This is a genomic window from Streptomyces sp. DH-12 (genome assembly GCF_002899455.1).
Classification (GTDB): domain Bacteria; phylum Actinomycetota; class Actinomycetes; order Streptomycetales; family Streptomycetaceae; genus Streptomyces.
Map to the genome: position 1 here is coordinate 691,125 of NZ_PPFB01000001.1, position 14,746 is coordinate 705,870.

The 14,746-nt window shown below is 75.0% G+C and carries 17 protein-coding genes; 5 read left to right on the forward strand and 12 right to left on the reverse strand.

Annotation, left to right across the window (positions count from 1 at the left end; translation table 11 throughout):
- Positions 1 to 31: 31 nt before the first annotated feature.
- From C1708_RS02280 to C1708_RS02300, 5 genes are all read right to left on the reverse strand, one after another.
- Complete coding sequence (locus C1708_RS02280) at positions 32 to 1,780, reverse strand: sensor histidine kinase (protein WP_106411043.1); 1,749 nt, start codon at positions 1,778 to 1,780, stop codon at positions 32 to 34.
- Positions 1,781 to 1,997: 217 nt separating this feature from the next.
- Positions 1,998 to 2,372 (reverse strand): roadblock/LC7 domain-containing protein, encoded by a 375-nt coding sequence (locus C1708_RS02285; RefSeq protein WP_106411044.1) that lies wholly within the window; start codon positions 2,370 to 2,372, stop codon positions 1,998 to 2,000.
- Positions 2,373 to 2,457: 85 nt separating this feature from the next.
- On the reverse strand, positions 2,458 to 2,982 hold the full coding sequence (locus tag C1708_RS02290; RefSeq protein ID WP_106411045.1) for a roadblock/LC7 domain-containing protein: 525 nt from the start codon (positions 2,980 to 2,982) through the stop codon (positions 2,458 to 2,460).
- A 38-nt stretch (positions 2,983 to 3,020) separates the two neighbouring features.
- A complete protein-coding gene (locus tag C1708_RS02295; protein ID WP_106411046.1) occupies positions 3,021 to 3,794 on the reverse strand; it encodes a hypothetical protein in 774 nt (257 codons plus the stop codon).
- Positions 3,791 to 4,183 carry a hypothetical protein gene (locus tag C1708_RS02300; protein WP_106411047.1) on the reverse strand — a complete coding sequence of 131 codons (393 nt, stop codon included), beginning with the start codon at positions 4,181 to 4,183 and terminating at the stop codon, positions 3,791 to 3,793. The genes C1708_RS02295 and C1708_RS02300 overlap by 4 nt, the downstream gene beginning before the upstream one ends.
- Positions 4,184 to 4,664: 481 nt before the next feature.
- Between C1708_RS02300 and C1708_RS02305 the strand changes: the two genes are divergently transcribed.
- Positions 4,665 to 5,825, forward strand: coding sequence for a hypothetical protein (locus C1708_RS02305; RefSeq protein WP_106411048.1), 1,161 nt, complete (start codon positions 4,665 to 4,667; stop codon positions 5,823 to 5,825).
- Positions 5,826 to 6,171: 346 nt separating this feature from the next.
- Here the strand turns inward: C1708_RS02305 and C1708_RS02310 are convergent, their stop codons facing one another.
- Positions 6,172 to 7,728 carry a hypothetical protein gene (locus C1708_RS02310; RefSeq protein ID WP_106411049.1) on the reverse strand — a complete coding sequence of 519 codons (1,557 nt, stop codon included), beginning with the start codon at positions 7,726 to 7,728 and terminating at the stop codon, positions 6,172 to 6,174.
- A 250-nt stretch (positions 7,729 to 7,978) separates the two neighbouring features.
- Between C1708_RS02310 and C1708_RS02315 the strand changes: the two genes are divergently transcribed.
- The 3 genes from C1708_RS02315 (at position 7,979) to tgmB (ending at position 9,614) form a co-directional block, all read left to right on the forward strand.
- Positions 7,979 to 8,302 carry a YkvA family protein gene (locus tag C1708_RS02315; RefSeq protein ID WP_106416112.1) on the forward strand — a complete coding sequence of 108 codons (324 nt, stop codon included), beginning with the start codon at positions 7,979 to 7,981 and terminating at the stop codon, positions 8,300 to 8,302.
- Positions 8,303 to 8,422: 120 nt separating this feature from the next.
- Entirely contained in the window at positions 8,423 to 8,614 is a 192-nt protein-coding gene (gene tgmA, locus C1708_RS02320; protein ID WP_004935783.1) for a putative ATP-grasp-modified RiPP, read from the forward strand.
- 16 nt (positions 8,615 to 8,630) lie between these two features.
- A complete protein-coding gene (gene tgmB / locus C1708_RS02325) occupies positions 8,631 to 9,614 on the forward strand; it encodes an ATP-grasp ribosomal peptide maturase (protein ID WP_106411050.1) in 984 nt (327 codons plus the stop codon).
- Positions 9,615 to 9,656: 42 nt separating this feature from the next.
- Here the strand turns inward: tgmB and C1708_RS02330 are convergent, their stop codons facing one another.
- From C1708_RS02330 to C1708_RS33935, 3 genes are all read right to left on the reverse strand, one after another.
- Complete coding sequence (locus C1708_RS02330) at positions 9,657 to 9,872, reverse strand: hypothetical protein (RefSeq protein ID WP_106411051.1); 216 nt, start codon at positions 9,870 to 9,872, stop codon at positions 9,657 to 9,659.
- Between the two features lie 93 nt (positions 9,873 to 9,965).
- Entirely contained in the window at positions 9,966 to 10,439 is a 474-nt protein-coding gene (locus C1708_RS02335; RefSeq protein ID WP_106411052.1) for a hypothetical protein, read from the reverse strand.
- Between the two features lie 43 nt (positions 10,440 to 10,482).
- Positions 10,483 to 10,620 carry a hypothetical protein gene (locus tag C1708_RS33935; RefSeq protein ID WP_157951226.1) on the reverse strand — a complete coding sequence of 46 codons (138 nt, stop codon included), beginning with the start codon at positions 10,618 to 10,620 and terminating at the stop codon, positions 10,483 to 10,485.
- Between C1708_RS33935 and C1708_RS02340 the strand changes: the two genes are divergently transcribed.
- On the forward strand, positions 10,619 to 11,647 hold the full coding sequence (locus tag C1708_RS02340) for a GlxA family transcriptional regulator (protein ID WP_106416113.1): 1,029 nt from the start codon (positions 10,619 to 10,621) through the stop codon (positions 11,645 to 11,647). The two genes, C1708_RS33935 and C1708_RS02340, sit on opposite strands and share 2 nt — an antisense overlap.
- On the opposite strand, the gene C1708_RS02345 is transcribed toward C1708_RS02340, so the two are convergent.
- The 3 genes from C1708_RS02345 to C1708_RS02355 all read right to left on the reverse strand — a co-directional run bounded on the left by C1708_RS02345 (position 11,603) and on the right by C1708_RS02355 (position 14,741).
- Complete coding sequence (locus tag C1708_RS02345; protein WP_106411053.1) at positions 11,603 to 11,860, reverse strand: DUF5133 domain-containing protein; 258 nt, start codon at positions 11,858 to 11,860, stop codon at positions 11,603 to 11,605. The genes C1708_RS02340 and C1708_RS02345 overlap by 45 nt on opposite strands.
- Before the next feature lie 150 nt (positions 11,861 to 12,010).
- The gene (locus C1708_RS02350; RefSeq protein ID WP_106411054.1) at positions 12,011 to 13,780 is read right to left on the reverse strand and encodes an ABC transporter ATP-binding protein; all 1,770 of its coding nucleotides are present in this window, start codon (positions 13,778 to 13,780) and stop codon (positions 12,011 to 12,013) included.
- A 103-nt stretch (positions 13,781 to 13,883) separates the two neighbouring features.
- Positions 13,884 to 14,741 (reverse strand): aldo/keto reductase, encoded by an 858-nt coding sequence (locus tag C1708_RS02355; protein ID WP_106411055.1) that lies wholly within the window; start codon positions 14,739 to 14,741, stop codon positions 13,884 to 13,886.
- Positions 14,742 to 14,746 lie beyond the last annotated feature (5 nt).

Sequence of the window (14,746 nt, forward strand, 5' to 3'; positions counted from 1 at the left end):
CGGAGCGCACCACACACCGCCGGGGGGAGGGCTACTGCTCGCCCACCGGCACCCGCCACACCAGGGTGGTGCCGCCGCCGGGGGTGTCCGAGACGTCGAAGGAGCCGCCGAGCTGCTCGGCGCGCTCGGCCATGTTGCGCAGCCCGCTGCGCCGGCCGCCGGGGGGCAGGCCCACGCCGTCGTCGGCGACCGTCAGCCGCACCTCGCGCCCGTCGGTCTCCAGGGCCACCTGGACGTGGCCGGCGCGGGCGTGCCGGGCGACGTTGGTGAGCGCCTCGGAGAGCACGGCCACCAGATGGTCGGCGGCCTCCTTGGAGACGTGGGTGTCGATCAGGCCCTCCATCCGCACGCTGGGCGCGAAGCCCAGCAGCGGGGCGGCCTCCCCGACCAGCCGTACGACGCGGGCGCGCAGGCCGGCCCCGGCACCGCCCGCGGGCTCGCGCGAGCGCAGCCCGAAGATGGTCGACCGGATGATCTTGATGGTCTCGTCGAGGTCGTCGACGGCCCGCAGCACCCGCTCCGAGGCCCCCTCGTGCTCGATGAACCGGCCGGCGCTCTGCAGCGTCATGCCGGTGGCGAACAGCCGCTGGATGGCCAGGTCGTGCAGGTCGCGGGCGATGCGGTCGCGTTCCTCGAGCACGGCGATCTGTTCGGCGTCCTGGCGTCGCTCGGCCAGCTCCATCGCCACGGCGGCCTGGGCGGCGAAGCCCCGCAGCGGTTCGATCTCCTTGTCGGTGAAGACGGGGCGACCGACCGCGCGGACCAGCAGGAGGATGCCGCGCACACCGTGCTCGCCGCCGATCGGCACCGCCACGGCCGGGCCCAGCCCGGTGAAGGTCTGCGGGCCCCGGAGGACGCGTTCGTCGTGGGCGATGTCGGCGGAGGTGACGGGGGCGGCGGCGGCGAACGCCCGCCCGAGCAGGCTGCCCTCGGCCGGTACGACGAGGCCGCGGTGGGGCTCGGCGTCCTGCCCGAGGGCGAGTTCCACGGTCAGCGAGTCGGTGCCGGGCATGGGCACCGCGACGACGGCGAGGGCGGCCCCGGTGATCTCGCGGGCGCGCTCGGCGACCAGCAGCAGGGCCTCGCCGCGCTCGCTGCCGGACATCAGCCCGTGGGTGATCTCGGCGTTGGCCTGGAGCCAGCGCTCCCGCAGCCGGGAGTCCTCGTAGAGGCGGGCGTTGTCGATGGCGACGCCCGCGGCGACCGCGAGGGTCGACAGGACCGACTCGTCCTCCTCGTCGAACTGCAGCCCGCCGCGCTTCTCGGTCAGGTACAGGTTGCCGAAGACCTGGTCGCGGACGCGGATCGGGACGCCGAGGAAGGTGTTCATCGGCGGGTGGTGCGGCGGGAAGCCGTAGGAGGCGGGGTGCTCGGACAGCTTGGCCGCCCGCAGCGGTTCCGGGCGGCGGATCAGCTCGCCGAGGATGCCGTGGCCCTCCGGGAAGTGCCCGATGCGGGCGATCTCCTCGTCGCTGACGCCGACGGTGTGGAAGGCGGACAGCCGCTTGCCGTCCGGGCCGATCACGCCGAGGGCGGCGTACTGGGCGTCCACCAGTGCGGCGGCGGCCTCCACGATGGAGTGCAGCGCCTGCTCCAGTTCCAGTTCCCGGCCGACGGAGAGGACCGCCTCGAGAAGGCTGTGCACCCGGTCGCGGGTGCCGCGGGCCGCGTCGATGCGCGCCTGCAGCTCCTCCAGGAGTTCGTCGAGCCTGAGCTGCGGCAGCCGTACGCGCGCGTCCTCAGCCCGTTCCGGGGGCGTGTCCCGCCCGGCGTCTGTCACCCGTGTGCCTCCTGTCCCCACGCTCCGGCACCGCCCGCCCGGCGTCTCCCGGGGCGGGCCTCGGTCACGGTCCAGTGACCGTGACGGTACGGCATCGGACGGGACGCGCATCCGGCGGGGACCACGAGCGGGAACCGTCCCGTGCCCGTCCGCGGCGTCCGCGGCCCCGCGCCGGAAGGCGGTGGGCGGGGCCGCGGCCGCGGCCCGGCGGGGGGTGTCAGACCTCCAGTTCGTTCTCGATGCGGCGCAGCTGGTGCCGCGCCATGGCCAGGTTGGCCCGGTTGGAGTCCAGCACCAGGTAGAGGAAGAGGCCGTTGCCGCCGCGCCCCTTGAGCAGGCGGATCAGGTGGTACTGGCTGTTGAGGGTGATCAGGATGTCCTCGATCTCCTCCTTCAGGCCCAGCAGCTCCATGGTGCGCAGCTTGGACCGCACCACGTCGGTGTTGCCGGCCGCGGCGACCTCCAGGTTGAGTTCCTTGCCGCCGCCCAGGGTGCCGAGGGCCATGCCGCTGGTGTAGTCGACGAGCGCGGCGGCCGTCGCGCCGTCGATGGAGCTGAGGCATTCCTTGAGCGACGTCTCGGTGTTGGCCATGAGTGGTGTCCTTTCCGGATCGTGAAGGGTGGTGCGGGCCGGCGCCGTCGGTGTCCGGGCGTCCGGCCGGGGGGTGAGGTGTCGGTCAGCCGCCGGTCTGGGGCCGGGGCCGGTGGGCGGGGCGCTGCGGGGTCCGTACGGGGAGGGCGCCGATGGGCCGGGACCGGTCGGCGGGGTCCGGGGCGCCGGCGCCCTCGTGGGCGGCGGGCCGGTCGGCGTGGCGTCCGCCGCCGGGGCCGATGCGGGCGTCCACCAGTTCCGCGATCCGGGCGCCGCTGCGGCGGCCCTCCAGGTGGAGCCGGCCGACGTTGACCCGGTCGTCGGCGAGGAGGGTGAGCACGGCGGTGGTGCCGGCCGCGTAGGTGGCGATGCAGCCGAGGCCGCCGCGGACCAGGAGTTCGCGGAAGTCCCCGCGGCCGGCCGCGTCCGTCATCCGGTGGGCGACGCCGAGCGCGGCGGCCGTGAGCGCGGCGAGCCCCTCGGGTTCGGTGCCGGGCACGTCGTGGGCGAGGACGAGTCCGTCGACGGTGGCCGCGAGGGAGCCCGCCAGTCGCGGGACGCGGGTGCGGAGCCGACGCAGTTCGTCCAGCACGTCGGTCTCGACGGCCATGAGCAGTCTCCTTTCGGCACGCTGCCGGCGCGTGCGGATCACAGTGCCTCCAAGGCGTCCAGGAGCCGTCTCAGCAGCGCTGTGTCGGGCTCGTCCCAGTCGGCGCGGCCCGCGCCGGGGACGGGGTGGACGGGCGGGGCGGGCGCGGGGGCGACCAGACCGTCGGCGGCCAGCCGGCGCAGTTCGACGAGGGTGTGGAAGGTGCGGTGGGCGAGGGCGGACGCGATCTGCGCGGCGGTGCGTCCGCCGTCGACCAGGGCGAGGGCGCGGCCCCTGCGGGGCGGCAGCGCCCCCGGGTCGGCGTCGGGCGTCCGGGTCAGCGGCGCGGTGTCGACGGCCGGGTCGGGCCATATGCGGTCCAGCAGGGCGCGGCGGCGGTACGACTCGCGCAGCACCGTCGCGACCGGGACGGGGCGGACCGCGCCGAGCCAGTGCGCGACCCCGGGGCGGAAGCGCAGGGCGGTGCCGTCGTGGGCGAGCGCGAAGTACGCCGCGTCGAACAGCGCGCCCAGGTGGGCCAGTTCGAGCGCGCCGGCGGTGAGGCGCCCGCTGTCCACGAGCTGGCGGCCGACCCGCTGCCGGGCCCCGGCCCGCTCGACCGCCTCCCACCAGCCGGCCGGGGCCAGGGCGCCGCTGCGGGTGAGCAGGTCGCCGAGGTCGGGGCTGTGGGCGGACTCGGCGTGGACCACGTGTCCGGCGGCGAGGTAGAAGATCCCGGAGCGTGTGGTGAGCGCTCCGGTGGCCCGGTCGGCGGCGAGCGTGTCCAGCACTTCGGGGGCGGACCCGTCCGCGCGGGCGGCGGCAGCGGTCATCCGAGCACCATCCGGTCCGCCATCTCGGCCAGCCGGATACGGGCCAGGGCGAGGTTGCCGTCGGCGCGGTCCAGCCACAGGAACAGGAAGACCGTGCTGTCGAAGGCCGTGACGACGAACCGCAGCAGGTGGAAGGCGTCCGCGGTGGTGAGGATCAGGTCCTCCACGGGCGGTTCCTTGCCCCGGCCGGCGTGCGCGGGGGCGAGGGCGCCGCTCTCCATCGCCAGGCGGGCCAGTTCGGCGGTCTCGGCGGCGGTCGCCTCGACGTCGCCGCCCGGCGCCTCCCCCACCGCGCCCAGGGCGAGCCCGCTGATCCAGTCGACCACCAGGGCGCCACGGGCCCCGGGCAGTCGCATGGCTTCCACCAGACTCTCGTCGATTCCGGGCACGCCGGATCCCCCTCCTCGCACGGCCGTACCGCGAACGTGATGTCGACGTTACGGTGCGTGCTCGGTCGTGGTGAGGGCTTTGGCGATTTCCCGGGGAATATGCGACACGGACATCCGGGCGCTGGTAGGGTCCGCGCTTCCCGCCTCCGGCCGGGGGCGGTACGGGCGGCCCACGCGGGCGTTTCCCGAGCAGGCGCCCGCGCGTGTGCGGGCGGAGCCGGCCCCGACGCGGACGGCGGGCCGGCCCCGCCCGCGCGGCCGTGGTGAGGACCGGGGACCAGGTGGGACCACGGGTGAAGGGGCGTCACCGGGTGCGCGCCGCGCGCACCCCGCACGCGTCACGCCGAACACGGCCGGGACGCCGGCCGTCCGGGCGGGCCGCCCCCGGGCCGGACAGCCGTACGGCGCAACCCGGCGTCCCGTCGTCCGGCGCGGGCGACGATACTGAGGGCAGCACGTGCCCCCGCTGACGACTGGACCCATGCCGATCTCTGCCACAGCCCGCCCCACCGTCCCTCCCACCGTCTGGGCCACCCGCGGCCGCCACGTCGGAGAGCGGGCCGAGGAGACGCTCCGGCGCGGCCTCTTCGCCCTGAAGGACGCCGGGCGCATCGACGACTTCCTGGAACTCCCGGCGGACGACACCAAGCCCGACCTGGTGTTCGAGTCCCGGACGCGGGTCGGTGACGGGGTCACGGTCCGCGCCCGGCTCACCCTCGCCCCCGCCAAGGGGAAGGGGCGCGAGCGGGACTGGCTCCTGGTCGCGGAGGCGGAGCAGCCCTGGGACCGCTCCTGGCCGTCCCCGGTCACCCTGTTCTGGCCCTCCGGACCGGACGCCGCCTGGAACCACGACCCCGCGTCCGGACTGCGGCCCGGGGAGATCAACCCGCTCCCGGAGGACGACAAGGACGTACGGCGCCGGCTGCGGGACTGCGCACGCGACCCCTGGTACATCCACGTGGTGGTCCACGAGGCGATGACCCCGGACGAGCGCGGCCACGTGCCGCTCGCGCACTGGCTGCCGCCCGGGCTGCGGCACCGGGTCGTCGAGCACCGGGCCACCCCGCAGCAGGCGCGGGTGACGAACTGGGCGCTGCGGGAGTTCGACGTGGAGGTCCCCCGGGGCGGCGCGGCGGTGCTGCCCGGCCGCCCCGCCCCCGAGGGGTACGAGCCGGACGCCTTCGCCGTGCGCGCGGTCTTCCTCGACGGCACGGAACCGGCGGACCTGGTCGACGCGGTGGTCCGCTACGACGCGCTGCCGAGGGAGCTGCCGGAGCAGGCCGCTCAGGCGCTGACCGCGCTGCGGGAGGACTGGCACCTGCTCACCCTCGCCGAGGAGCTCGAGCGGGAGCGGGCGCTGGTGGCGATGTACGCCGAGGCGCTGGACGCCATGACGAAGTCCCGCGACCTGTACCGCGAGGCCGCCGAACGCGCCCACGAGGCGCTGGCCGCGTACCGGGAGGCGGGCATCGCCGCCCCGCCCCCGGCCCAGCCGCCCGGGCCGCGGACCCCTGCCCCGTTCCAGCACCTGACCCGCACGCTGGAGCGCCTGAAGGCGGGCGGGTCCCGGCGTGCCCGCTCGGCCCAGGAGGACACGGACGCGGCACCGGAGCCGGAGCCGACGCCTTCGGACGACCGGTGAGCCGGCGGGCCGCGGTACGCGGTCGTCGTGACCGACCGTACGGGGACCGCCCGGGACATGCCCGCCCGCGTCGGCCCCGGGGCGGTGTCCGTCGGGCACGGTGACGCCCCGGCCGGGTGAGGGCACCGGTGCGCCTCGCCAGGGGGCGCGCCGGCCTCGGCCGTGAAGGCGTGCCGTACCGGGTCGACGTACCCCCGGGCCGTGCCGGACGGGCCACGACGGCCGGTGCGCCGGGAGGGCCGGCGAAGGCCTCGAAGCGGCGGCCGCCGCTGCGGGCCGCGGTGCCGGGCGTGAACGGGGGCCGGGCCGGCGCTGCCCCGTCCACCGCCCGGGACGGCTCCGGGAGTCAGTCCGTGGCGTGGTGGGGTTCGGCAGGCGGCCACGGGGACCAGCGGGTGCCCGGGGCCGCGGCGGCCACGCGGACCACCAGGGCCACCAACGTCAGCAGCGCCGCCGCGACGGCGGCCGACGTGGCGAGCCAGGCCGGCGCGAGGGCGAGGTCGACCGCCCTCGGCAGGGCCGCCTCGGGGAACGAGCCTCCGTAGGCGTGGGCGGCGGCGGGCACGGATGCCGCCACGACCCCTGAGGCGAGCGCGGCCACCGCGGGGCGCACGACGAGGACCAGCGCCGGCACCGTGCACAGCACCGACAGGCCGACGGCCAGGACGTGCACGTCGAGTGACACGCCGTCACGTTGCAGCGGGAAGTGGGTCACCGCGCAGACGGCGAGGGCCACGGCCGCCGGCCAGCTCGTCCAGATCACCGGCCGGGCGACGGGCCGGGACGCGCGGGCGGCGCTGCCGGGGCGGCGGGCCGCACGCGGCGTCCGGCGGGCGGCGGGGCGAGGACGCCCGGCCCGCAGGACGCCCCCGCGGGGGGCCGCGGCGCGCTCGGCCTCGGGGCGGAGGCCCTGTTGCCGTTCCTCTCCCGGACCTTCCGTCCCCTGCGCGGGCCGCGCCTCGGCCGCGGCCGTGGCCGCCCGGACGAGGTGCTCGGGGGGCCGGTGGGCGGCCAGACGGTCGATCAGTTCGACCAGTTCGTCGACGGAACGGCCGGTGGCGGCGGCGCGCAGGGCCTCCTCGCGGCAGTGCGGCGCGAGGGGCTCGTTGTGCAGGAGCGCGACGAGGAGGGTGACGTCCTCCACCGGGCGGTGGGCGGCGGCCGCGCGGATCGTCTCGTCCGCGCTGGCGGCGTCGCGGGGAGGGCGGGTCAGCAGGGCGACCAGCCGGGTGACGTCCTCCACGGACCGGTCGACGCCGGCGGCGCGCAGGGCGTCGACGACGGCACGGGTGTGCTCGGGCGACCGTTCGAGCGCGGTGATGAGGTCGACGACCTCCTCGAGGGGACGGTCGGACACGGCGGCGTGCACCAGGTCGGTGACCGGATCGGCGTACGGCCGCCCGGTCGCGCCCGCCGCCGCACCCGGCGGGCCGGCGGGCGTCCGCGCGTCACGGGGGCCGCGCGCGTCATGCGTGTCGCGTGCGTCACGGGGATCGCGCGGCTCTCCCGGTTCCCTCGGGGCACGGGTGTCCACCGGGTCCACCGGATAGGCCGTCGCCACCGGGTCCTCCGGCCTTTCCGCGTCGGCGGGTCCGCGGCGCCCTCCGACCGGATCGCGTGGGTGGTTGCCGTGCACGGGATCGCGGGAGTGGTGCGCGTCGGCCCGAGGGGCCCGGTGGTCCGCCCCGGACGGGTCACGCGGGCGTGCGGTGTCCGCCGTCGGGTCCGCCGCGTACCCCGTTCGGTCGACCGGAGCCGGGTGCTCCGCCGTCCGGGAGCGTGCCCGGGCCGGCTCGGTCCGGTGCGTGCCGGTCGCGGTGCCCGTCGTGCCGGCGGGCGGAACCGCGGGCGGGTCGACGGGTATGCCGGATCCGTTGGAGGAGGACGACGAGAAAGTGGTCATGATCGACTCCAGGGTGAAGACTGATGACCATTACTAGGCTCCCCCACCGCGTGCTGCCACTTGACTGAGCCGCAGGGATGACCTGCGACGATTCCGTGTTTCGGGTGGTGTTCACGGGGCAGCGGTCGCGTGCGCGGCATGGCCGGTCCCCGCCGCCTTACCGGGGCCCGGAGCGGGAATCCGTTTCCTCGAGGACTGTGTCGCGGCGCGAGGCCGCGGCACGCGGCTCACCGGGAGGAGGGCAGTGAACTTGGACACGTCCACCGTGGTGTGGGGCGTCGCGGTCCTCGCGGCCGTGATGCTGGCCGGCGCCGTGGCCGTGCTGGTCCGTCTGGTCCGCACGCGGCGGGAGTTGCGGCGGGCGGGGCTGCCCACCGGGCCCCGCTGGGTGTTCTGGGGCGCGGTGCTCTATCTGGTGCTGCCGGCCGATCTGTTGCCCGATCCGGTGTACCTGGACGACATCGGCGTCCTTCTGCTCGCTCTGCGCACCATGCGTGGCTCCCTCGGCGCGGGGGTGCCCGGAGCACCCGGAAGGCGGCCGGGCCGGCAACCCGCCGATGATTACGCTCCGTGAGGAAACCAACCACCCGTTCGATTCGTATAAGTCTCTGGAAGCCAACGCTAGTCGGCGGACCAAGCGGCGGCGCACAGAAGGCCGTTGCCTGATCGGCGCAGCACCGACGAGGGAGAGACGATGCAACCGTTCGCGCTCAACTACGCCCGTCCGGCGGTGGAGTTGGCCGTTGCCACTCCGTATGCGTATGACTCCGGACTGCAGTTGAACGTCCTCGGTGACGGGCGGATCGCGGCCTGCGACCACGCGCTGTTGCGCGAGGTGGGGACGACGACGTCCACCGCGGGCTCCAAGACCCACTTCGACGACTGAACGCGGACCGTAGACCATGACCGTGCTGATCCTCACCTGCGAGGAGGATGTGACCGCCGACATGGTGGTGGTCCATCTGAACGGCGCAGGGGTGCCGGTGGTCCGTCTCGACCCCGCCGATCTCACCGGGGGCGTCTCGCTGTCCGGCGAGTACGTCCACGGCCGGTTCCGCGGCCATCTGTCCGCCGGCGGACGGCTGGTGAGCATCGGCGGGCTGCGGTCGGTGTGGGTGCGCCGGCCCGGCCCGCCGGCCGAGCGCGCGCCGCAGCCGTCCGCGTGGCTGACCGAGGAGGCGTCGCAGGCGCTCTACGGCATGCTGCGCGGCTGCGACGCGCGATGGATGAATCACCCGGACGCCGCGCGGCAGGCCCGCCACAAGCCGTGGCAGCTGCGCCTGGCCCAGCACTGCGGGCTGCCCGTGCCGGCGACGGTGATCACGACGTTCCCGCGCGCGGCGCGGGAGTTCGCGGAGCGCTTCCCGGACCTGGTGGTCAAACCGGTGTCGGGGGCGCACCCGCAGGACCCGCCGCGGGCCGTGCCGACCAGCAGGGTGCCGCCGGACGCGGACTTCTCGGCGGTGGCCTACGGGCCGACGCTGCTCCAGCGGCGGATCGCCAAGCGGGGCGACATCCGGCTCACCGTGGTGGGCGACGTGCTGCTGGCGGCGCGCAAGGCGACGACGCCGGACGCCGACCCGGAGGTGGTGGACGTGCGCTTCGCCGCGCCCGGGCCGCCGTGGGAGCCCGCGGAGGTCCCGCCGCGCACCGCGGCCGCCGTGCTCGACTACATGCGCCGGGCGCACCTGGCGTACGGGGCCTTCGACTTCGCCGAGGACGCGGACGGGACCTGGTGGTTCCTCGAGTGCAACCAGTCGGGGCAGTTCGGGTTCGTCGAGGTGGAGACGGAACAGCCGATCGCGCGGACCATCGCGGAGTGGCTGTCCCGTCCCGTGCCCGAGGAGCCCGCGGAGCTGGACGGGACGATCACCACGGCGCGGTGAGCTTCCCGCCACCACGCAGGGCGGGGGCGGAGCGGGCGCGGGTCAGTGCGGCCGGGGCCCGGGCAGCAGGGCGGCACGGTGCCAGCCGTTGCCCTGGGCCGGCGGCCGGTCGAGGCCGGAGCCGTAGCCGGGCGACTGCAGGGGCCGCATGACCGACTCCAGTTCCCTGTGCACGCGTTCTGCCTCGCGGCGGACCTGTGCGGGCACGTCGCCGCACTCCGCGATGAGTCGGTCGTAGATGGGGGAATCTCGGAACACCCGACAACGTGCCTTTCTGCTCGGCGGTCCCGGTGCAGGACCGCGACTGCCGAGTGTAGGCGGCCACCGGGGGTGAAGTGGGCGTTCCGGGCGTCAGGCGCCCGTCGTGGAACCGGGCCGGACGATCATCAGGACGGTGACGGTCGCCCAGAGCAGGTTGAACACGCCGGTGAACATGGCGAGTTGCGCGGTGCTGCGCCGTTCCACGGGCCTGCGCTCGGTCACCTGCGCGACGAGTTCCTCCTGACGGGGGAGCACGAGGGCGATGAGCGTACCGGCGGCGACCGCGGTCAGGAGGACCGAGGCGACGAGCCAGGCGTCGCCCAGGACGCCCATCGCGAGGGCGGTGGCGAGGCCCAGCACCGGCACGAGCACGCCGAAGCCCGCGTAGACGCGGCAGATGCGGTGGAGCAGCCGCACGGCTCCGGCCGTCCCCGCGCCGGGATCGGACCCGTCCGCCGGGGCGGCGCGGCGCACGGCCGGCGGGAACATGCTGGCGGCGACGGTCACCGGACCGACGGCGACGATGGCGGCCAGGACATGGAGGGACAGGAGCAGCTTGGTCACCGGGACTCTTCCTCGACGTGGGCGGCGGGATGCCGGGCTCACGCTAGGGGCCGTCGCGGCGGCCGGACAGCGGCTGGATCGACAGTTCCCCACGGGTTCCCGCCAACGCCTCCGACCAGGCGCGCATCGCGTCGGCCCAGGCGCGGACGCGTGGCGGGAACCTGTCTAGGGTGGCGTTCATGCACTCCGTGGCGATCCTCGTTCTGGACGGTGTGGTGCCGTTCGACATGGCGGCCCCCATGCAGGTGTTCGACTTCACACGGCTGCCCGACGGGCGGCATCCGTACCGCGTCCGGCTGTGCGCCGAGCGGCCGGAGGTGGCCGCGGACGGAGGCTTCGCGCTGCGCGTCGACCGCGGGCTCGAGGCGCTGGCCGACGCCGACACGGTGATCGTCCCGGGGCGCGCCCCGGGCTCCCCGCCGCCCTCCCCCGGGGTGCTCGCGGCGCTGCGGGAGACGGCGGCGGCGGGCACCAGGATCGCGTCGGTGTGCGTGGGCGCCTTCGTGCTCGCGGAGGCAGGGCTGCTGAACGGGCTGCGCGCCACCACGCACTGGGTGGCCGCCGAGGAGTTCGCGCGGGCGTATCCGAGGGTGGAGGTGGAGCCGGGCGTGCTCTACGTGGACAACGGGCGGATCCTCACCTCGGCCGGAGCCGCCGCCGCGCTGGACATGTGCCTGCACATGATCCGCCGGGACTTCGGTTCCGCGGTGGCGGCGAACGCGGCGCGGATGTCGGTGATGCCGCTGGAACGGGAGGGCGGGCAGGCCCAGTTCATCGTGCACGAGCACCCGCCCGTGCCGCGCGGCTCGGACCTGGAGCCGCTGTTGGATTGGATCGAGGACAACCTCGCGCGCGAGGTGACGCTCGCGGCGATGGCGGCGCGGGCCGGGATGAGCGAGCGCACCTTCAGCCGCCGCTTCCGCGAGCAGACCGGCACCACTCCGCTGCAGTGGCTGCTGCGGGCCCGGGTGCGGCGCGCCCAGTACCTGCTGGAGAACAGCGACCACACGGTCGACCGGATCGCCCAGCAGGCGGGATTCGGGTCCACCACCGCGTTCCGCGAGCGGTTCCGCAAGGTGGTGGGCACGACCCCGTACGCCTATCGCAGGTCGTTCGAGGGCGGGCGCGCCGCCGGCGTCCCGGGGGACGGCCGTCCCCCGGGCTCAGACGGCCAGCGGCAGACCGCTCTCCCCGTCCGCCCGGGGTGACCGGCAGAGGTCGGTCCGGGCCCGGGCGAGCAGGTCGTCGGCGCGCGCGATGGCGTCGTGGACGCCGGCCGTGCCCATCGTCGCGCAGAGCCTGCGGGTGACGTCCTCCAGCTCCCTGGTCACCGCCGGGTTCTGCCGTTCCGCCTGCGCGATCCGCAGCGTCGCATACCGCGTCAGCAGCCGTCTGACGGCCTTCGGATCCGGTACGAGCACGTAGCGCCCCTCTCGTGTTTTTCGCTGCGTATGCCCGAAGACGACGAAAGCACGCACTTCCTACGCTCTGCTGATCGAAATTGACCAAAAACATTCGCTCTGCGACCGGGTCATGGGGACGGGTGACCGTTCGCGCCGTCTGACGGCGGTTCAGGCCACCTGACCGCCGTGCAGCGCCGTGTACGCGCCGCCGCGCCGCAGCAGCTCCTCGTGCGTGCCGACCTCCTGGATCGCCCCGTCGGACATCACCACGATCCGGTCGGCGCCGCGCACCGTGGACAGCCGGTGCGCCACCACGAACGTGGTCCGCCCGCGCAGCAGCCGGGCGAGCGCCTCCTGCACCAGCGCCTCCGAGCGGGTGTCCAGCGCCGAGGTCGCCTCGTCCAGCACCAGCACCTTGGGGTCCCGTATCAGGGCGCGGGCGATGGCCAGGCGCTGGCGCTGCCCGCCGGACAGCCGCGCCCCGCGCTCCCCGACGAGGGTGTCCAGGCCCTGCGGCAGCCGGTCGACGAACTCCAGCGCGTTGGCGTCGCGCAGCGCGGCCCGGACCGTCCCCTCGTCCGCGTCGTCCATCCCGTACGCGACGTTCTCCCGCACGGTGCCGTCGAACAGGATCGACTCCTGGGGCACCACGGACAGGAAGCGCCGGTAGGTGCGCAGGTCCAGGGTGTTCATGTCGGCGCCGTCGACCAGCAGCCGGCCCGAGGTGGGGCGGATGAACCCGATGACGAGGTTGAGCACCGTGGACTTGCCCGCGCCGGACGCGCCGACCAGGGCGATGGTCTCGCCGGGGGCGACGTCGAGGGTGAAGTCCCGCACGGCCGGACGCCCGTCGCCGTCGTAGGCGTGCCCGACGTGCTCGAAGGTGACCGCGCCGCGCAGCGCGGTGAGTTCGGCCTTGCCCTCGTTGTCCTCCAGCTCCGGCGCCTGCAGCACCTCGCCGACCGACCGCACGGACTCCAGCCCCTTGGTGACGACCGGCGCCAGACCCGCCAGCGTGGTGGTGGAGTTGGTGAGCGTGGTCAGGAAGGCGCTGAGCATCACGACGTCGCCGGCGGTGACGCCCCAGACGTCGTGGTACGACACGAGGGCGGCGCCGGCCAGCACCATCACGCCGACCACGTTGAGGACCACCCACGCCAGCGAGCCGAACCGCCCGTTGACCAGGTCGAGGCGCATCCCGGAGGTGAGCAGCCGGTCGAGGGTGCCGTGCATGCGGCGCAGTGCCTTGCCCTCCAGGCCGTGGGCGCGGGTGACGGGGATGAGCCGGGTCATCTCGGTCACGCGGGAGGACAGGGTCTCCACCTCGTGCCGGAAGTGCTCGTTGTGGGTGCGCAGCCGCGCCCTCAGCCGGGCGACGAGCAGGGCCGCGGCGGGCACGACGACGAGGAAGACGGGCAGGAACTCGGGGGTGCGCACGCCGATGATGACCAGACCGCCGGCCAGCACGGTGAGCGCGCCGAGCCCGGTCTCCGCGGTCTGCTGCACCATCTGCTCGACGGTCTCCACGTCCCGGACCACCTTGGCCTGGAGCACGCCCGCGCTGACCCGGGAGTGGTAGCCGAGGGAGAGCTGCTGCATGCGGGTGCACAGCGCGGAGCGCAGGGCGGTGCCCATGCGGCGGACGCTGCCGTACAGCAGGCGGACGTACAGCACGTGCAGCGGGTAGTTGACCAGCAGGATGACCATGATGACGCCGGTGCTGGTCCACAGCCGGGAGACCGGCTGGTGCTGGACGACGGTGTCGATGATGGACGCGGTGATCAGCGGCAGCAGCCAGACGGGGCTGTGCTTGACGGTGAAGACGACGACGGCCGCGGCGAGCCGGCCGCGGTCCGCGCGGAGCAGGTAGCCGAGGGTGCGCACCGGATGCTCGCCCCGGTAGCGGTGGTCGAGCGGTCTCGTCTGCGGCGATGTCATGGGCGGTGGTCCTCCCCCTGGGAACCGGCGGGCCGGCGCGAAGCCGCCCCGGGACGGCCCGCGCCCCGCGCCCGTCGGGGGCGCCGGGCGCGGGAACGGCTGCTCAGGCCGCGTCGAGCTGCGCGATCTCCTCAGCGCTCAGCACGAGGTCGGCGGCGCGCACGGAGTCCCGGACCGACTCCGGACGGCTGGCGCCCGGGATCGGCACGACGACCGGCGACCTGGCGAGCATCCAGGCCAGGCACACCTGGTGGGCGCTCACCCCGTGCGCCTGCGCGACGCGCGCGAACGGCTCGTAGGTGGAGCCGAGTTCACCGGCCTTGGTGATGCCGCCGAAGGGGCTCCAGGGCAGGAAGGCGACACCGAGCGCGTCGCACAGTTCCAGCTCCGGCTCGCTGGAGCGGAAGGCGGGCGAGAACTGGTTCTGCACGGAGACGAGACGCCCGCCGAGGATCTCCTGGGCCTCCCGGATCTGCTCGGGGCCGGCGTTGGAGATGCCGGCCATGCGGATCTTCCCCTCGTCGAGCAGGTCGCGGAGGGCGCCCACGGACTCGGCGTACGGGACGCGGGGGTCGGGCCGGTGGAACTGGTAGAGGCCGATCGCCTCCACGCCCAGCCGGCGCAGGGACGCCTCGCAGGCCCGCTTGAGGTGCTCCGGGCTGCCGTCGAGGGTCCAGCTGCCGTCGCCGGGGCGCAGGTGTCCGCCCTTGGTGGCGACCAGGACGTCGCCGCCTCGCTCGTGGGAGGCGAGCGCCTTGGCGATCAGGCTCTCGTTGTGCCCCACCTCCCCGGCGTCCCGGTGGTAGGCGTCCGCGGTGTCGATCAGGGTGACGCCCGCGTCCAGGGCGGCGTGCAGGGTGGCCAGGGAACGGGACTCGTCGGGTCGCCCCTCGATCGACATGGGCATCCCGCCCAGTCCGATCGCGGAGACCTCGACCTCACCGATACGACGCGTGTGCATGTGCG

Excerpts from the sequence above, each read along its gene's own strand:
- C1708_RS02305 (WP_106411048.1), top strand. The coding sequence starts at position 4,665 with ATGCCGATCTCTGCCACAGCCCGCCCCACCGTCCCTCCCACCGTCTGG.
- C1708_RS02340 (WP_106416113.1), top strand. The coding sequence starts at position 10,619 with ATGCACTCCGTGGCGATCCTCGTTCTGGACGGTGTGGTGCCGTTCGAC.
- tgmA (WP_004935783.1), top strand. The coding sequence starts at position 8,423 with ATGCAACCGTTCGCGCTCAACTACGCCCGTCCGGCGGTGGAGTTGGCC.
- C1708_RS33935 (WP_157951226.1), bottom strand. The coding sequence starts at position 10,620 with ATGAACGCCACCCTAGACAGGTTCCCGCCACGCGTCCGCGCCTGGGCC.
- C1708_RS02310 (WP_106411049.1), bottom strand. The coding sequence starts at position 7,728 with ATGACCACTTTCTCGTCGTCCTCCTCCAACGGATCCGGCATACCCGTC.
- C1708_RS02350 (WP_106411054.1), bottom strand. The coding sequence starts at position 13,780 with ATGACATCGCCGCAGACGAGACCGCTCGACCACCGCTACCGGGGCGAG.
- C1708_RS02285 (WP_106411044.1), bottom strand. The coding sequence starts at position 2,372 with ATGGCCAACACCGAGACGTCGCTCAAGGAATGCCTCAGCTCCATCGAC.
- C1708_RS02355 (WP_106411055.1), bottom strand. The coding sequence starts at position 14,741 with ATGCACACGCGTCGTATCGGTGAGGTCGAGGTCTCCGCGATCGGACTG.
- C1708_RS02295 (WP_106411046.1), bottom strand. The coding sequence starts at position 3,794 with ATGACCGCTGCCGCCGCCCGCGCGGACGGGTCCGCCCCCGAAGTGCTG.
- tgmB (WP_106411050.1), top strand. The coding sequence starts at position 8,631 with ATGACCGTGCTGATCCTCACCTGCGAGGAGGATGTGACCGCCGACATG.
- C1708_RS02290 (WP_106411045.1), bottom strand. The coding sequence starts at position 2,982 with ATGGCCGTCGAGACCGACGTGCTGGACGAACTGCGTCGGCTCCGCACC.